Consider the following 17,067-nt stretch of genomic DNA (forward strand, 5'->3'; position numbering starts at 1 on the left):
GATGACCTTTGGGAGGTGACTTCCAGGAGTGACTTCCAGACGGGCGGGGCGGTCAACCGTGGAACTCACGGTAGGCCGCCTCGGCTGCGGGGTGCAGCGGGATGCCCGCGGTGTTGATGAGTGTCTCGGGGCTCAGGAACTGCACCCCGAGGCTCGTGCTCGGCACGAGCTCGCTCGCGTGCGTGAGCAGCAGGTTCACGGTGGCCCGGACTGTGTCCGCGTGGAGGTCTTCGCGGCACAGCAGCAGGTTCGCGGCGCCCACGGTCCACGTCGATGGGATCCCCTCGTACGCGCCGGCGGGGACGAGGACCCGCTCGTAGTACTCGCCGAAACGGGCCCGGGTCGGGGCGATGAGCGGCGAGAGGTCGATCAGGCGCAGGCCGACGTCCTTCGTCGCGGTGGCAACCGCGGCGGTCGGGACGCCGCCGGACCAGAACAGCGCCTCGACGTCCCCGGTGCGCAGAGCGGCGAGACCCTGGTTGAGGCCGAGGGACTCCTCGCGGACCGTGACGCCGGCCGCCTCCAGCAGGCGATGGGCCGTGAAGCCCGTGCCGGCCCCGGGCGCCCCGACTCCCACCGCGCGGCCCGCAAGGTCGGCGACCGCGGCGATGCCGCTGTCCTTCCGCACGAGCAAGTGCACATAGTTCTCGTACACCCTCGCGAGCGCCATGAGTCTGGGGGATGCCGGGGCGGACGAGGGCGCCGGGCCGGCGATGCTGTTGATGCCGTTGGCAGCGGCATCTGCGAGCGAGATCCCGAGAGCGGCGCCGCCGGTGGCGATCCTGTCCATGTTGGCTACGCTGCCGCCCGTCTCGAGGGTGGACGCGTGCCGTGCCACTCCGTGCCGTTCGAGCGACTGCGCGAGGAGCGTCGCGAACTCGAGGTAGAAGCCGCCCTGCTCGCCCCCGGCCACCATGATCGAGTCGGCCGGGGGGACCGGGGCGCAGGCGGCCGCCGGGAGGACGAGCCCCGAAGCGGCGGCCGCGAGCCCGGCGCGGAGGAACCTGCGGCGGGTGAGCGGGGCAGGGGTGATCCGGGCGCGGGTGACACGGAACTCCGTCGGCCCAGGCGCCCCGGGCCGTTCAGGCATGGTGTCCCTCCCCGCCGCGGGTGCCGTCCGCGCCGTCGTGCGGGAGGCCGGCGTCGTGCGCAGTGCCGTGCGCCAAGCCGCGCGCCGTGTCCGGCGCGGCCTCCTCGTGCACAGGGTCCGGCGTGCCTTCCTCAGTCGCACCCTCGCGCACCCCGGGAAACGCGGGGAACTCGACCCGCGCGACCAGGCCATGCGGCTCCGCGGCGGCGAGGACGAGGCGGCCTCCGTTGGCACCGGCGAGCTGCTCGACGATGGACAGGCCCAGGCCCGTGCCGCGTGTGCCCGCGGTCCGCGGGGAGCGCCAGAACCGGGTAGTCGAGGAGGCACGCTCTTCGGGCGTGAGGCCGGGGCCGTCGTCGGCGATCTCGATGACCACGGTCCCGCCGCGCAGCGAGACGCCCGCCCGCACGTTCGCGCCCGTGCCGCGTGCGGCGCCCTCCGGCCCCCCGTGCTTGATCGCATTCTCGAGCAACTCCCCGACGATGTCCGTGAGGTCCGAGCGGTTTCCCCTGAACCGGAGTGGCTGGGCCGGCGGATCCGCGATCTCGATGCGGTCGCTGGCGCCCTCCGCGAGGGGTGCGACGCGGCCTGCGGCGTCCGCGAGGACCGTCCAGGCGTCGAGGACCCCGGCGCGCTCGCCGAGGGACGACCCCGCGCCGCCGGGGGCGAGGCCCTCCTGGACGCGGTGCTCGGCGGAGGCGAGGCGCAGGAGACCGTCGAGGATCTCCTCGACGTGCTCGAGCTCCCGGGTCATGCCTGCGGCCGCGTCCTTCTGGCCGGGCGTCTCGAGGGCGAGGGCAAGGAGGTCCGTGCGCAGGCGCAGCGCGCCGATGGGGTTGCGGAGCTGGTGCGAGGCGTCCGCGATGAGCTGTCGCTGGGCCTCCATGCTCTCGCTCACGTGCTCGGCCATGGTCGAGAAGGCCCGCGAGAGCCGCTGCAGCTCCGGTGGCCCCTCCTCGCGCAGGGGGGTGGCACGCCCCGACTCCTCGAACGCCGCCACGGCGTCCGTGAGCCGGTGCACCGGCCGCAGCACCCACGCGGTGAGCCGCTCCGCGCCGGCTACGAGCAGGCCGGCCCCGGCCGCCGCCCCGAGGACGACGAGCAGCCAACGCTCCCGCAGCTTCTGCTGCGCGGCGCCCAGATCGACCTCGAGCGCCGTCTCTCCGAGGACCTGGTTCGCCGTTCCGAACGAGCGCGCGATCACCTGGGATGACCGCCCGAACGGCTGCACGGCGTCGAGCGAGGTGTTGCTGAGGCCGAGGCGGGCCTGGGCGAGGGCGTCGCCCACGTCCGTCCGGCTGGCGCTGAGGCCGCCGGAGGTCAGCGTGGCCTGCGGGGTCCGCACCACGATGCCCTCGCCGTAGAGGGCTGAGTATCGGTCCATGTCGCGCTGGAGCGGGACCGTGTCGCCGCTTGACGTCGCGTCGTCAGCCACCTGCGCGAACCGGTTGAGCGCGGCGACGCGGTTGATCTGCAGCTCCTGGGTGAGCTCACGGCTCACCGAGGCGAGGATCGAGGCGGACACCGCCACGACGATGAACAGCGCGAACAGGCTCAGGACGCCCAGGACCCGCAGCCTCACGGACGCTGTCCGCCCTGCGCAGGCCCCTCGAGGCGGTACCCGACGCCGCGGACGTTGATGATGAACCCCGGCAGCTTGAGCTTGGAGCGCAGGCCCGTGAGGTGCACGTCGAGGGACCGCGAGCTCGCCACGAACGCGTCGCCCCAGAGGGCGTCGAGGATCTGCTCCCGCGTCACGACCGAGCCGGCGTGGCGCGCGAGGAGCGCGAGCAACTCGTACTCGGTCGCCGTGAGGTTCAGCTCGCGATCGCCGACGGCGGCAACGCGCCTGTCGAGGTCGATGCTCACCTCCCCGACGCGGAACCGGTGCGGCTCCGCGCCGCCGGCGCGGATGGCTCGGCGGGCCACAGCCTCGATGCGGGCCAGGAGCTCGACGAGCTTGACGGGCTTGACGAGGTAGTCGTCCGCGCCGGAGCGCAGGCCGAGGACCACGCTGCGCTCGTCGTCGCGCGCGGTGAGGATGAGGATCGGGGCGAGCGTGACCTGACGGAGCTTGCGGAGCACCTCGAGGCCGTCCATGTCCGGCAAGCCGAGGTCGAGGAGGATCGCATCGTGCTCGCGGTGCTTCAGGAGCGCGTCGGCGCCCCGGCTGACGCGGGTCGCGTCCAGCCCTGCCGAGCCGACGGCGGCGACGAGCGCGGAGGCCATCGCGTCGTCGTCCTCGACGATCAGCACCCGCATAGCCATTTCCTCCCCTTCTCCACCGCCGAGAGTACCGCGTGGCGCCGAAGACCTAAGGAAGTGTTAGGACTCACGTCCCCGGCTTGGGCTGTGTCCGGCGTCACCCCTAACGTCGAGGGCATGACCCTCACCCAAGCCCAGGGTGGCAGCGCCGCAGCGACGCGGCGCGCCATCGCCAACACCCTCAAGGGATCCGCCGGAAACCTCATCGAGTGGTACGACCTCTACGTCTACGCGGCGTTCTCGGCGTACTTCGCGACGTACTTCTTCAGCACCATGGACCCGGTCCAGGCGCAGATCGACGCCTACCTGACCTTCGCCTTGACGTTCCTCATGCGCCCGGTGGGCTCATGGTTCTTCGGCCGCTACGCGGACCGCCACGGCCGCCGCGCCGCCCTCACGCTCAGCGTGAGCCTCATGGGCGTCGGCTCGCTGCTCGTCGCGGTGCTGCCCGGCGTCGCGCAGATCGGCGTGTGGTCCACCGTCCTCATGTACGCCTCCCGGCTCCTCCAAGGATTCTCGGTGGGCGGCGAGTACGGCACCTCGGCCACGTACATGTCCGAGGTCGCGACCGCCAAGCGGCGCGGCTTCTTCTCGAGCTTCCAGTACGTCACGCTCGTGGGTGGCCAGGTGCTGGCGCTGCTCTCGCTCATCATCCTCCAGACGACGCTCGGCGAGGCCGACCTCAAGGCGTGGGGCTGGCGCATCCCGTTCGCGGTCGGTGCCGTCGCCGCGCTCCTCGTCCTGTGGCTGCGCCGCACCATGGACGAGAGCATCCCCCCGGAGCAGCTCAAAGCCGCCGCCCGCGCAGCGTCCGGAGAGGGTGGCGAGTTCGAGGCCATCCAGCCCGGGACGCTCAAGCTCCTGTTCACGAAGCACTGGAAGCCGTTCCTCGTCGTCGTCTTCCTCACCATGGGCGGAACGGTCGCGTTCTACCTCTACACGACCTACATCCTGAGCTTCATGAACAACGTCTCCCACATCCCGAAGACGCAGACCTCGGTCATCAACTTCTGGGCCCTGTTCGTGTTCATGCTCCTGCAGCCCGTGTTCGGCCTGATCTCCGACAAGTTCGGCCGGCGGCCCCAGCTCATCCTGTTCGGCGTGCTCGGCGCGGTCTTCACGTGGCCCATCATGTCCATGCTCGCCGGCGTCAAGGATCCGGTCATCGCGTTCTGGCTCATGCTCGCGGGGCTCGTGATCGTCGTGAACTACACGTCCATCAGCGCCCTGGTGAAGGCGGAGCTGTTCCCCTCCTCGGTGCGTGCGCTCGGGGTTGGCCTCGGCTACGCGGTGGCCAACTCGCTCTTCGGTGGCACCGTGCCGTTCATCGGCGAATGGCTCACGAGCGCCGGGCACAAGGAGTGGCTGTTCACGTACGTGACGATCACAATTGTCATCTCCCTGGTTGTGTACATCTTCTTCCTGCCGAACAAGACGCACACCCCGCTCGACCACGAGTTCGGCGCCGCCTACGGTGAGCTCCCCGTGGCGGCCGGCTCCGCGTCGTCGTCGACGGCCGCGGACGACGACGGCCGCGAGCCGTCGCGGGTGGGCTGAGGCCCCGGGCCGGTTCCGACCGTGCCGACTGTCCTGTGCCTGCGGCCGCTGGGGCCCGCAGGCACAGGCGCATCCGGGCTCCGCAGGGTTCGCGCCGCACGCCCCGGAGCAGCGCGCCGCATGGCAGGCCCTCACGGGCATAACAGGCGCGCGCTCCGGCCTGCCATGCCGCCCCGGGCCTGCCACGTCCACGCCCATACGGCGCCACCTGACCCCCGCAGCGGCCTGCGCGGCAACCGGTTCAGGGCCCACACCACCGCGGAAGGGACCGCACTGCGTCGATCCCGCGGCGGCCGAGGCGGTTCCGGCGCCGCAGGCGTGATACGAACGAGGACATGAGCGCCACGAACACCCACCGCCCCAAGGCCGCCGCGTGGCTGCTTCTCGTTTCGATCGGCCTCATCGCCCTGACCATGCGGGGGCCCTTCGTGGCAGTTGCGCCCCTCGCCAGACCGCTCTCGGCCGACCTCAACCTCTCGCCCGGCGCGCTCGGGCTGCTCACGGGCATTCCCGTACTATGCTTCGCCCTCGCCTCGCCGCTCGCGTCCCTATCTGCGCGGCGGTTCGGGGCCGAGGTGGCCGCGACCCTGACACTCGCCGGCGTCCTTGCCGGCGTGGTGGTCCGTTCGCTCGACGGGACCGCCGTCGTCATGATCGGCACGGTGCTGATCGGCGTCGCGATCACGATCGGCAACATTGCCGTCCCCCTGCTCATCCGCCGTGACTTCACGCCGGCGCGGCAGGGTATGGCGATGGGCGTGTACACGGCCTCGCTCAACGTCGGTTCCTTCATCACCTCCGTGGCGTCCGCGCCCCTGGCCGACGCTCTGGGCTGGCGCCTCGCGCTCGCCTCGAGTTCGCTCTTCGCAGTGGTGGCCCTCGCGTTCTGGGCCGCCGCGGTCGGGGTGCGGCGCGCCGTCGTGCCCGAACCGGTAGCCCCCGAGCAAAGCACCGTGCACGACGGCGGTCGGCGCCGCGGCGTGACGGTCATCGTCGCGCTTGTGGTCGGGTTCGGCGGCCAGGCGTTCTCGTACTACGGCGTGACCGCCTGGCTGCCGAGCCTCCTGACCGATGAGCTTGGGCTTTCCTCGACTGCCGCCGGAGCCGGGGCGTCGTTGTTCCAGATCCTCGCGATCATCGGCGCGCTCGGAACGCCGCTCCTGTCCCGCCGGTACGGGACGACCACGGCCGTCGTGACGCTCGGCGTGCTGTGGCTGGCCGTGCCGCTCGGGCTCCTGGCCGCTCCGGGCCTGTGGCCTCTGTGGTCGTCTTTCGGCGGGGCCGCGCAGGGCGGCGGGATCACGCTCATCTTCACCGCCATCCTCGCGATCGCCCGCGATCAGGCCGCCGCCGGGCGGATGTCCGCGATCGTGCAGGGCGTCGGCTACGCCTTTGGGGCGATTGCGCCGACGCTCGTGGGGTCGGTGCGCGCAGCCGTCGGGTCGTGGACGGTGCCGCTGCTCGTGGTGGTCGGCTCGGTCCTGTGCTTCATCGTCGGGACGCTCGTCGGCCTGCGGACGGCGGCGCACCACCGCGCGTGACGCGCCCATGCGCCGTCGTGCGCCTTAGACGTTGGGGGCGCTGTAGTAGCGGCCGAGGGTCTCGGCCTTGAACTCGTGGAAGGCGCCATCCTCGATGGCGTGGCGGGCGTCGTCGACCATCCGGACCACGAAGCGCTCGTTGTGGATCGAGATCAGCGTGTGCGAGAGCATCTCGGACGCCTTGTAGAGGTGCCGGATGTAGGCGCGGGAGTAGTTCGCGCACGTGTAGCAGTCGCAGCCGTCCTGGAGCGGCCCCCAGTCGCGCTTGTACTTGGCCCCGGAGAGGTTGAGGCGGCCCTCGGCCGTGTAGAACGCCGAGTTGCGGGCCACGCGCGTGGGGGAGACGCAGTCGAACGTGTCGGCACCGGCCTCGATGGCCACGAAGATGTCGTCCGGCTCGGAAATCCCGAGCAGGTGCCGGGGCTTGTCCTCGGGGAGCACCTCGGAGCACCAGCCGACGATCGTGCCGAGGTTCTCCTTCTCGAGCGCACCGCCGATCCCGAAGCCGTCGAACGGCATCTCGCCGAGGTCGCGGCAGGCCTTGCGGCGCAGGTCCTCATACTGCGCGCCCTGGATGACCCCGAACAGGGCCTGGTATGGCTTGCCCTCGCGCTCGTCGGTGAGGCGGAAGTGCTCCGCCACGCAGCGCTGGGCCCACAGGCGCGTCCGGTCGAGTGCCTCCTCCTGGTAGCGGCGGGAGTTGTGCAGCGTGGTGAGCTCGTCGAAAGCGAACATGATGTCCGCGCCGATCTGGTGCTGGACCTGCATCGAGATCTCGGGGGTGAACCGGTGCTTGTCCCCGTTGAGGTAGCTCTTGAACCACACGCCGTCGTCGTCAATGTGGGCGAGGCGCTCCTTGCCGGGGGCAACGGCGTCGTCAGCGCCCGCCTGCTCGGGGGCGCCCGGGCCGGTCATGTCGATGACCTTCTTGAACCCCGAACCGAGGCTCATGACCTGGAAGCCGCCGGAGTCCGTGAACGTGGGGCCTGCCCAGTTCATGAACTTCCCGAGCCCGCCGGCCTCGTCGAGGATGTCCGGGCCGGGCTGGAGGTACAGGTGGTACGCGTTCGCGAGGACTGCCTGCGCGCCGAGGTCGCGGATGGACTCGGGCAGCACCGCCTTGACCGTCGCCTTGGTGCCCACGGCGATGAACGCCGGCGTCTGGATCGTCCCGTGCGGAGTGGTGATCGTTCCGGTACGGCCGAGGGTGGGCTCCCCATCCGGTCCGGTCAGGCGCGTCCCGACCTCGAAGGAGAATTCGCTCTGACGCGGGTGGGCCTCGGTCAGCGGAGGGGCAGCGGGGGAGGCGGACGCGGAATCTGGCACCCGTCCAGTCTGCCACCCGCGGCTGGGATGGCCCGGACGACGGCGCGTGGTCGCCTTGCCGCCTCCCTGCGGCTTACCAGACGGAGTCGCCCCGCAGGACGACGTCGCTGCCGCCGTCGACGTAGACGATCTGCCCGCACAGGTGCGTGTTCTCCACGCTCCCGAGCCAGGCCAGCGCCTGGGCAACGACTACCGGCTCGGCGATGCCGTTCAGTGGCATGGGCACCGCCTTCAGGAGGCCCACCCGTCCCTCGTCCGTCGCGATGAGATCGGCCGTCATGGGGGTGGAGATGACGCCTGGGGCCACGGCGTTGAGCGGGATCCCTTCGCCAGCCCACTGCGAGGTGGAGGCGTGCCTGCGGACCCACCGCGAGAGCGCGAGCTTGGTGGAGGCATAGATGAGCCGGCCCGTGGTTGCCGGCTCCTTGGCGAGGATTTCGGCGCGGGCCAGCGCCGCCTGCTCGTCTCCTGCGGTGAGCAGGGCGACGAGTTCCTCATCGCTGGGCATGAGGGCGGCCATCGAGGACACGAGCACAGCCCGCGGCGCGGGGGAGCCGAGGAGGAGCGGTCGGAGGCCTTCGAGCGTTGCGACGGTGCCGGAGAAGTTCACGGCCACTGTGGCCACCGTTGCGGTGCTCAGACCCGCCACGGCGTAGACGGCATCGATCGAGCCGCCGCTGAGCCGGCGCACCTCCTCGACCAGCGCGGCGCGGCCCGCCGGCTCCGACAGATCGGCGACCACCTCCGCATCGCGGATGTCGGCGCCGATGACGCGTTCTCCCCGCTGCTCGAGCAGTTGCTTGGTTGCCTTGCCGATGCCCGAGGCGGCGCCGGTGACCACAGATGTTCGAGTCATGGGACTCCCTCTCACGAAGCGGTAGATGCCGCCCCCATTCTGTCCGGCACGGGGGCGTGCGGCCAAGGCCCAAAGACCCGCACGACGGCGGTGTGCCCACCCGGGCGGGCACACGCCGTCGTGCGTCGGGCTACTTCAGGGACATGACCGGTTCGCCGTTGACCAGCCCGTTCGCGGAGCGCGTGCAGGCGCCGCCCTTCGGGGCCCCTGAGTTGAATGCCTGGCGCAGGCACGAGCGGAGCGCGAGCTGCCCCCAGTAGTTCGGGTGCAGCGACTCCTGGATGTAGTAGTCGGAGGTCGCCGTGCTGACGGTGCGGATCTGGTTGACCCACTCGGTGCTGTCCACCGCGCCCGTCTGGGTCCAGGACGTGTAGCCCTTCTCCTCGAGCAGGCCCACGGTGCTCTCGCACAGGCGGCGGCCGGTGAACGTCGAGGCGAGATCCACGGTCTTGACGTTGGCGAGCCCGCTCTGGGTGATGGCGTTGCCAACAGCGTTGTTGATGGTGGGCAGGATCGTTCCGTTGGCGTAGTCGGCGTCGGCGTTCCAGAACCCGCAGCCGCCCGTGTTCTGGCGCGTGTACCCGCTCTGGCTGTAGCGGAAGCCCGTGCTGGTGGGGAGCGGGGACGGGTAGTTCTGGACCATGAGCGTCCACGCGCCGTCTGCATACCCTGCGTTGCGCATGGCCGTGCGGATGTTCTGCATCGCGGCGGCCATCTTCGCGGTGTTGCTGTTAACGGTCGTGGAGCTCATGGCGTTGGCCACGGTGCTGCCGTCCTTGCAGTACGTGGGCCACCAGCTCGGGGACGTGAGGAAGTCGCTCACGCACTCCTGGACGATCCCGCCGAAGTTGAAGTCGTTGCCGCCGATCGAGAACGAGACCATCGTGACGTTGTGCGTCGTGGCGAAGCTCTGCAGCATGAGTGCCTGGCCCTGGTTCCCCGCCGAGCTGTAGAAGTCCAGGCCGGGTTTGAAGTAGCCGTTGGAATCGGTGAACGTTGCGGTCTTCGCGCCGGAGCAGGCAAGGTCCAGTCCGCTCACTCCTCCGCCCAGGTAGACCTCGGCAGAGTGGCTGCGATGGCACCGTGGGATCGTCTCGGCGGTGTTCGCGGCGTTGTCGTAGTACGCCGTGGAGCCGAGAGCATCGGTGTAGGACTCGCTGACGTCCGAATTGCCGGCCCAGCGGCCCGCCTCGCCGGAGATGTACGAATCGCCCACGGTGACGACCCACGGGCTACCGGAGCCGGGACCGTCCGCGCTTGCGGCGGGGGCGGCCAGGGCCAGGCCGCCCGCTGCGAGGCTTCCGGAGGCGAGGGCGACGAGAAGGCGGGCGCGGAGCCCGCGGTGACGGTGCTGCAACATGTACTCCTCTGTACGGTGCCGGCCCCCACCACGAGGCCAAAGCTACCAGCGAGTAGGTGACGTGGGAAGACCTCTCTGTGGGCATGCTGTGCGGCCCTAAAGGTCCGGCACAGAGATCTGCCCTAGGGTGGATTCCCACAGCAGAACAATGCCGGTGCAGGAGGAACCATGGGTCACGGGACGGGTGCGTCACGCCGCACCGGCGGTCTGCGCGACCCCCGGCGTGAATCCCGGCGCGGGAGCCGGCCGCACGCCCGACGCCGCCGGCTCGTCGTCACGGCCATCGCCGCGCTCGTGGTGCTCGCCGCAGGGACTGCCGCCTTCGTCGGCATCGGCGCGGAAGAGAATCTGGCGGAAGCGAGCCATCCCGCGGCCGCAGCCGCGTCAGGCGGTCGGGATCTGCCCACGACGCCACCCACGGCGAAGGCTCCGGCGTCGAGGTCGACGAAGCCGAAATCGGCGAGCCCCGCCCCGTCGAGCCCGACGGCGCCGGCCGGGGCCGCGCCGTCGGCCGCCGGATCCGCCCAGCCCGCGTGGCAGACGATGCCCGCGGCCATCGCGGACGCCGTCGATGCGTACGCCGAGGACCAGGGAGCCGCGGGGATCGCGGTAGCGGTCTCGACCGGCACCGGCGCAACCGCCCAGTCCCGCTATCTCGCCACCACCGGCCAAGCCGCGGCGGATACGCCATGGTCCACGGACACGCGTTCGGCGTTCCGCAGCATCACGAAGAGCTTCGTCGGAACGGTGGTGCTCCAGCTGGTCGGCGAGGGGAAGCTTGGCCTCGATGACCCGGTGTCGACATTCGTACCATCCGTCGCGCAGGTCCAGTACGACGGCGCCGCGGCGGGCGGCCAGATCACCGTCCGCGAGGCGCTCGAGATGCGCACGGGCCTCACGGAGTTCTCGGGCACCCAGGAGTTCTCGGACCAGCTCGACGCCGACTACACCCGCGCGTTCACCGACGACGAGCTCCTCGGCTATGCCTTCGACGAGTCCCTCGACTTCGCCCCGGGAACCCAGTACGCGTACAGCAACACGAACTACGTGCTTCTGGGTGCGATCATCCAGTCCATCACCGGACAGCCCTGGGACCAGGCCGTCCAGTCACGGATCCTCGGCCCGCTCGGGCTGACCTCGGTTGCCTACTCCGGCTCGGCGCAGCCCGCTGCGCCCGTTGCGACCCCGTACGAGTTCAGCGACGCCGGACTCGAGAGCCTCGCGCAGGTGAGCCCGTCCCTGTACGGTGCCTCGGGCGGGTACTTCGGGACCATCGGGGACCTGCTCTCCTGGGGGCGTGCTCTCGGCTCGGGTGCCCTCGTGACGCCCGCGCTTCAGCAGGCCCGGTTCACGGCCGTCTCGGACCCCGAGACCGAGGACCCCGGCAGCCCCGACTACAGCGGCTACGGCCTCGCCGCCGGCACGATCGACGGCTGGTGGGGGCACACGGGCACAGGCCTCGGCTACGAGTCGCTGACCATGTACAACCCGGCCACGGGCATGACCATCTCCATCCTCATCAATACCCAGCTCCCCAATCCCAACGGGCCGGCGGTCTTGTTCAAGCAGCTCGAGCAGCGCCTTGCAGCTCTGAGCTAGCGACCCCTTCCGGACGGGGCTGTCCTGAGGTACAAATTCCACGGGGGACATTTGGACCTCCGCCCAGTCGCTGGCCCACTCATGGTCCAGAGGCCGGACGGGACGATCAGGAGGATTCCTTGTCCGATCTCAACGCGCCCACACGGGACACACCCACCCGCGGGCCCGCTCGGCCCGCGCCGTACGTCATCGCGGCCATCCTGCTAGCGGCCGCCATCGTGCTCCCGCTCATGCCGCAGCTGTATTCGTTCGACAAGCCGCGCTTGGGCGGCCTGCCGTTCTTCTACTGGTACCAGCTGCTCTGGGTGCCGATATCCGCGGCGCTGAGCGGGGGCGCCTACTGGCTCGTGACTGCTGAGGACCGACGACGGCGCTCAGCAGCCCGACCTGGCTCGCCGGGAGCGGGCGGCGGCAGGCCGACGTCGTCCGGCGGAGCCGACGGGACGGCAGGTGACGCGCGATGAGCAGCCGTCCGATCGACTGGGTCGCGCTCATCGTCGTGATCCTGCTGTTCCTGATCGTGGCCGTCATGGGCTTCATGGCCGCGCGCTGGCGCCGGTCCAAGGAGGAGACGGGCCTTCACAGCCTCGACGAGTGGGGCCTCGGCGGCCGCGGCTTCGGGACGTGGATCACGTGGTTCCTGCTCGGCGGCGACCTCTACACGGCGTACACGTTCGTGGCCGTTCCCGCTGCGATGTGGGCCACGGGATCCGTGAGCGGCTTCTTCGCCGTGCCGTACACGATCGTCCTGTACCCGATCATCTTCATCATCATGAGCAGGCTCTGGTCGGTCTCCCACCGGCACGGGTACGTGACGAGCGCGGACTTCGTGGGCGGGCGCTACGGGAGCCGCTGGCTCTCCCTCGCCGTCGCCGTGACGGGCATCGTGGCGACCATGCCGTACATCGCCCTCCAGCTCGTGGGCATCAAGGCCGTCCTGACGGTGCTCGGCCTCGGCAGCCCCGACAACGCCTTCCTCACCGACCTGCCGCTCATCATCGCGTTCGTGGTCCTCGCCGCGTACACGTACACGTCTGGCCTGCGGGCTCCGGCGATGATCGCCGTGGTCAAGGACCTGCTGATCTACCTCGCGGTGATCGTGGCCGTGATCTATCTGCCGATCAAGTTCGGAGGCTGGGACTCGATCTTCGGCGCCGCGCAGACCAAGCTCGGCACGGTCAGCCAGGCCACGGGCAAGCCGGCCGGCGTCTTCATCCCGTCCGAAGGCAATTACTCGGCCTACTGGACCCTCGCACTGGGCTCTGCGATGGCGCTGTTCATGTACCCGCACTCGGTCACGGGCGTGCTCGCATCGAAGGCCCGCAACACGATCCGCCGCAACGCCGCGATCCTGCCGCTGTACTCGCTCATGCTCGGGTTCCTCGCGCTCCTCGGCTTCGTGGCCATCAAGGCCGGGACCAAGCCGATCGACCTCGATGGCAAGACCAACCCGCAGCTCGTGGTGCCGCAGCTGTTCCTGGACCATTTCCCCTCGTGGTTCGCAGGGATCGCGCTCGCGGCCATCGCGATCGGCGCGCTCGTGCCGGCAGCCATCATGTCGATCGCCGCGGCGAACCTGTTCACACGCAACATCTATCGCGATTTCTTCAAACCCGACGCCGATCCCAAGACTGAGGCGAACATCTCCAAGATCGTCTCGCTCGTGGTCAAGGTCGGGGCGCTTGTCTTCGTCATTGCGATGGACCAGTCCGCAGCGATCAACATGCAGCTCCTGGGCGGCATCTGGATCCTCCAGACGTTCCCCGCGGTGGTCGCGGGCCTGTACACGCGGTGGTTCGACCGCTGGGCGCTCCTCATCGGGTGGGCCGTGGGCATCGCGTTCGGAACGCTCTCTGCGTACAACGTGGTCAATCCGGCCACTGGCGCCCACTTCGGCGGGTCCGTTGCGGCCATTCCGGGGACGAGCTTCAGCGTCTACATCGCCGTGACGGCGTTCGCGCTGAACCTCATCGTCGCATTGGTCCTGACGCTCGTCTTCCGGGCGCTCAAGGTGCCGCAGGGCGTCGACGCGACCCGGCCGTCCGATTTCGGCGCCGACGAGACGGACCCCAAGGTCCGCCAGATCGAGGCCACGGCCGGGCCGACGGGGCCCGTCGCCTAGAAGCACGACGCCGGGGGCAGGCCGAGCTGGTCGGCCCCCGGCGTCGTCGGCGCCACGTGGGGATCACGCGCGGATGGCGCCGAGCTCCACCTCGATGCGGCGGTCGAGCTCGTCCTGGGCGAACGCCCTCGAGCCGCCATGCGCACGTAGGTGGAGGAGGCTCGAGAGCCGGAGGATGCGCCACGCGCGCTCCTCTGCGTGGTCCTTGGACGCGACGGCCCGGTCCACTTCGCTGTCGTACAGATTGGGCTCATTGAGGGCCCGCTCACGCACCCGCTCCGCCATCTTGGCGCGGAAGGGATCCGTCTCGGCGGTGTCCGGCGCGCGCAAGAGCCCGCCGTAGGCCTCGGCCCGTCCGTCGTCGCCGGTGGCGCGGGCCAGATGCGACGCGAGCCCGAGGGCCGACTCGATCGACGCCCAACGCGCTGGGTTCCCGTCGTACGGCAGGACGGCCAGCAGATCGGCGACCTTGAGCGCCCGGTCGGCGTCGTCCTGGCCCACGTACAGCTCGAAGGCGAGGTCGCGGAGGTTCTTGAGGCACGCGCCCGACTTGACGTTGATGCCCCTCGCGAGCCGCCCGGCGAGCTCGTTGACCGCTTGTCTGCCCGGATGGGCCTGGTCGATGTCGCGGATGAGGTCTTCGGGCTCGCCGTCCTGTGCCGGGATACGGGTGAGGAGGTCCGGGCTGGGCCCGCTGAGCCCGGCTGGGGCGGTGCCGGGGACAATCACGACGTCGCCCGTGTCCAGAGTGATCTCAGACGGGCCGCGGCGCGGGGCCCGGGGAACGGCGACAGGATCCTTGGGTGCCGGGTCCGCATTAGGCTGGGTCGGGACGCCGGGTGCGGGGGTCGCGCCGGGTCCTGGGCCCGAGCCGGTGCCCGGCGAGGCAGCAGCGGCACCGGCGGACGCGCCGTCGTCCGCGTCTCCACGAGCGGAAGCGGGCGGCCCGGAGAAGAGCAGGTCCGCCGGGCGGGCAGCTTTGCCGCGGCTGACCTTGACGCGCGTCCCGTGCGCGACCCGAAGGTTCATGTCGTTGTCGAGGACGGCGAAGTACAGGGCCGGTTGTTCGAAGTCGTCCAACACGGTGTCCACCTCGACGATCTCGGCGCTGTCCTCGCCGTCGGGCAGGAGAAGGCGCTGTCCCGCCCTGAGCTCGTGGGCGTCGATCTCGTGGAACTCATGGGTTCCGGGCCGCTCGTGCGGCCCCGAGCTGTCGTGCATCTGGGGTCCTCCGTGGTGGCTTCGGTCCCGACTACCTTATAAACAATTGGTAACGGTCGGGGTCAGGCGCGCGGTACCGGACCCGGACGGGGCCGCTAACCGGCGATGCCGGCGAACGCGAGCGCCTGCCGCACGAGCTCACCGCGGCCCCCCACAAACTCCATCTGGACGGGCCCGCCGAGGACCTCCGCGGGCGACATCCAGGTGAGCTCGAGCGCGTCCTGGCGTGGCTGGCACTCGCCGGCCACGGGGATCACGTAGGCGAGGGAGACGGCGTGCTGACGCTCGTCCGTGAAGCCCGTCTGCGACGGCGACGGGAAGTACTCGACGACGGTGAACGGTACCGGGCTGACCGGCAGCTGCGGCAGCGCGAGCGGGCCGAGGTCCTTCTCGATGTGGCGCAGGAGGGCAGCGCGGATCGTCTCCTTGTACAGGACCCGCCCCGAGACGAGGCTGCGCATCATGTTGCCCTCAGTATCGGCCTGCAGCAGGAGCCCGACCTCGTTGACGTAGCCGAGCGGATCGAGGCGCACGGGCAGCGCTTCGACGTAGAGCATGGGCAGCCGGTTCCGCGCCTCGTAGAGGTCCTCCGGGGAGAGCCAGCCGGGATACGGGTCGGGGGTTCGAACTGCCATGCTTACTGTTCTACCGCATCCGGGCCCGCTCTGGGCCGCCCGTGGTCAGGATCGTGACGGCGCTCCCGTCCGGCAAGGGTACTGTGACGCGCACGACGCCGCCGGATCGCCCGGGGGAGAGGCTCGCCTCCTGCTCCTCCCGCCCCATCTCCGTTTCGGGTACGGATCTCGCTGCGGATTCGGCATCTCGGGTACGCCCAGCCTCCGTGTCCATGCGCCATCCGGCCAGGGCGAGGCGGGGCTGGAGCTCCTTCGCCGGGCCGGCGTACTCGAAGGCGAGGCTCACCGAGGTCGCGGCGTCGCGGACTGCGGCGAGCACCCCTCCGTTCTTCGCGGTGAACTCCCGCGACTCGCCGGGTCCCAGCATGTTCTGGGGCCGCGGTCGGCCGCCGATTGCGGCGAGCGCGGCCGCCGCGCGTTCGAGGTCCGGGGTGTGCCATTCGAGCCGAACCGTCAGGTCCGGGTCGGCATCGGTGTACCGGCCGGCGTGCGCCGTTGGCTCTGCGAGGAACTCGAAGCCGTCTGGCCCAGTGATCCTGACCCGAGCGCCGGCTGGGGTCTCCTCGAGGGCTGCCTGGCCGCCGTCCTGCGCGGTGCGGCGCGCGAACTCCGCCGGGTCGCGGATCTCGACACCGAACACCGTGGTCCCATCCCGGGCCGTGCCCTTCTCGGCCGACCGGAGGCGCACGCGCCCACTGCGCGAGTCGAGGACGGCCCACCCCTCTCCCTCCTCCGCGGGCACGAGCCCGAGGTCCAGCAGGAGCCGGCGCAGGTCCGGCAGGGCCGATGTGTAGCGGGTGGGAAGAACGCGGAGCATGGCTCTCCTTTCGGTGTGGCTCCATGGTTGCGCGTGCGGGGCTGCGCGGGGAAGGCTTGGGTGCATGGCTCCCGAGCTCCCCGAACTCCTGGTCGCCGACGCCGCGGAATGGCGCAGCTGGCTCGCCGAGAACCACGCCGAGAGTCGCGGTGTATGGCTCGTGCTGCACAAGAAGGGCGGCACGGTGACCGGGCTGCAGTACGAGCCGGCCGTGCTCGAGGCGCTGTGCTTCGGCTGGATCGACGGGCAGCTGCGCGCCCGAGACGCCGAGAGCTCCGCGATCCGCTTCACGCCCCGCTCGCGGACGAGCAGGTGGTCCCAGTCCAATGTGGACCGCGTAGGGCGCCTCGAAGCGGAGGGGCGCATGACGCCGGCCGGGCGCGCCGCCGTCGACGCAGCCAGGTCCGACGGGCGGTGGGAGCTCGCGTACGCGGGCGCCGCCGCCGCGGAGACGCCCGCGGACCTGGCCGCCGCGATCGCGGCCGTGCCGGAGGCGCAGGCGATGTTCGATGTCCTCACGTCGACGAATCGCTTTGCCCTCATCTACCGGACCACGTCGGTCAAGAAGCCCGAGACGCGGGCGCGCAAGATCGCCGAGTACGTCGACATGCTCGCCCGGCACGAGACCATCTACCCGCAGAAGCGGAGGCCCTGACCGGACACCCGCCCCGGGGTTGA

Annotated in this window: 15 protein-coding genes; 6 read left to right on the forward strand and 9 right to left on the reverse strand. The window is 70.6% G+C overall.

From position 1 onward, the window contains the following. Positions 1-52: 52 nt before the first annotated feature. The 3 genes from AB5L97_RS02825 to AB5L97_RS02835 are packed head-to-tail and all read right to left on the reverse strand — an operon-like array spanning position 53 to position 3,352. The gene (locus tag AB5L97_RS02825; RefSeq protein WP_369046374.1) at positions 53-1,090 is read right to left on the reverse strand and encodes a TAXI family TRAP transporter solute-binding subunit; all 1,038 of its coding nucleotides are present in this window, start codon (positions 1,088-1,090) and stop codon (positions 53-55) included. Next, a complete protein-coding gene (locus tag AB5L97_RS02830; protein ID WP_369046375.1) occupies positions 1,083-2,672 on the reverse strand; it encodes a sensor histidine kinase in 1,590 nt (529 codons plus the stop codon). The genes AB5L97_RS02825 and AB5L97_RS02830 overlap by 8 nt, the downstream gene beginning before the upstream one ends. Next, positions 2,669-3,352: a response regulator transcription factor gene (locus AB5L97_RS02835; protein ID WP_369046376.1), complete on the reverse strand. Its 684-nt coding sequence runs from the start codon at positions 3,350-3,352 to the stop codon at positions 2,669-2,671. The genes AB5L97_RS02830 and AB5L97_RS02835 overlap by 4 nt, the downstream gene beginning before the upstream one ends. Before the next feature lie 120 nt (positions 3,353-3,472). On the opposite strand from AB5L97_RS02835, the gene AB5L97_RS02840 reads away from it, so the two are divergent. Next, positions 3,473-4,912: an MFS transporter gene (locus tag AB5L97_RS02840; RefSeq protein WP_369046377.1), complete on the forward strand. Its 1,440-nt coding sequence runs from the start codon at positions 3,473-3,475 to the stop codon at positions 4,910-4,912. Positions 4,913-5,247: 335 nt separating this feature from the next. Next, positions 5,248-6,453 (forward strand): CynX/NimT family MFS transporter, encoded by a 1,206-nt coding sequence (locus AB5L97_RS02845; protein ID WP_369046378.1) that lies wholly within the window; start codon positions 5,248-5,250, stop codon positions 6,451-6,453. Positions 6,454-6,477: 24 nt separating this feature from the next. On the opposite strand, the gene tgt is transcribed toward AB5L97_RS02845, so the two are convergent. From tgt to AB5L97_RS02860, 3 genes are all read right to left on the reverse strand, one after another. Next, positions 6,478-7,779, reverse strand: coding sequence for a tRNA guanosine(34) transglycosylase Tgt (tgt, locus tag AB5L97_RS02850; protein WP_369046379.1), 1,302 nt, complete (start codon positions 7,777-7,779; stop codon positions 6,478-6,480). A 73-nt stretch (positions 7,780-7,852) separates the two neighbouring features. Further along, on the reverse strand, positions 7,853-8,635 hold the full coding sequence (locus AB5L97_RS02855) for an SDR family oxidoreductase (protein ID WP_369046380.1): 783 nt from the start codon (positions 8,633-8,635) through the stop codon (positions 7,853-7,855). 130 nt (positions 8,636-8,765) lie between these two features. Beyond that, entirely contained in the window at positions 8,766-9,995 is a 1,230-nt protein-coding gene (locus AB5L97_RS02860) for a hypothetical protein (RefSeq protein ID WP_369046381.1), read from the reverse strand. Positions 9,996-10,163: 168 nt separating this feature from the next. On the opposite strand from AB5L97_RS02860, the gene AB5L97_RS02865 reads away from it, so the two are divergent. The 3 genes from AB5L97_RS02865 (at position 10,164) to mctP (ending at position 13,716) form a co-directional block, all read left to right on the forward strand. After that, on the forward strand, positions 10,164-11,594 hold the full coding sequence (locus AB5L97_RS02865) for a serine hydrolase domain-containing protein (protein WP_369046382.1): 1,431 nt from the start codon (positions 10,164-10,166) through the stop codon (positions 11,592-11,594). A 119-nt stretch (positions 11,595-11,713) separates the two neighbouring features. After that, entirely contained in the window at positions 11,714-12,058 is a 345-nt protein-coding gene (locus AB5L97_RS02870; protein WP_369046383.1) for a DUF3311 domain-containing protein, read from the forward strand. Continuing rightward, a complete protein-coding gene (gene mctP, locus AB5L97_RS02875) occupies positions 12,055-13,716 on the forward strand; it encodes a monocarboxylate uptake permease MctP (protein ID WP_307956823.1) in 1,662 nt (553 codons plus the stop codon). Before AB5L97_RS02870 ends, mctP begins: the two co-directional genes overlap by 4 nt. Before the next feature lie 63 nt (positions 13,717-13,779). Here the strand turns inward: mctP and AB5L97_RS02880 are convergent, their stop codons facing one another. The 3 genes from AB5L97_RS02880 to AB5L97_RS02890 form a co-directional block, all read right to left on the reverse strand. Next, a complete protein-coding gene (locus AB5L97_RS02880; RefSeq protein WP_369046384.1) occupies positions 13,780-14,937 on the reverse strand; it encodes a DUF6707 family protein in 1,158 nt (385 codons plus the stop codon). 95 nt (positions 14,938-15,032) lie between these two features. Then, a complete protein-coding gene (locus AB5L97_RS02885; protein ID WP_307956821.1) occupies positions 15,033-15,572 on the reverse strand; it encodes an NUDIX hydrolase family protein in 540 nt (179 codons plus the stop codon). A 10-nt stretch (positions 15,573-15,582) separates the two neighbouring features. Further along, on the reverse strand, positions 15,583-16,389 hold the full coding sequence (locus AB5L97_RS02890; protein ID WP_369046385.1) for a VOC family protein: 807 nt from the start codon (positions 16,387-16,389) through the stop codon (positions 15,583-15,585). 64 nt (positions 16,390-16,453) lie between these two features. On the opposite strand from AB5L97_RS02890, the gene AB5L97_RS02895 reads away from it, so the two are divergent. Further along, the gene (locus AB5L97_RS02895; RefSeq protein WP_369046386.1) at positions 16,454-17,044 is read left to right on the forward strand and encodes a YdeI/OmpD-associated family protein; all 591 of its coding nucleotides are present in this window, start codon (positions 16,454-16,456) and stop codon (positions 17,042-17,044) included. Positions 17,045-17,067: the final 23 nt, after the last annotated feature.

It is taken from the genome of Sinomonas sp. P10A9, assembly GCF_041022165.1.
In the GTDB taxonomy this organism is placed as follows: Bacteria; Actinomycetota; Actinomycetes; order Actinomycetales; family Micrococcaceae; genus Sinomonas; species Sinomonas puerhi.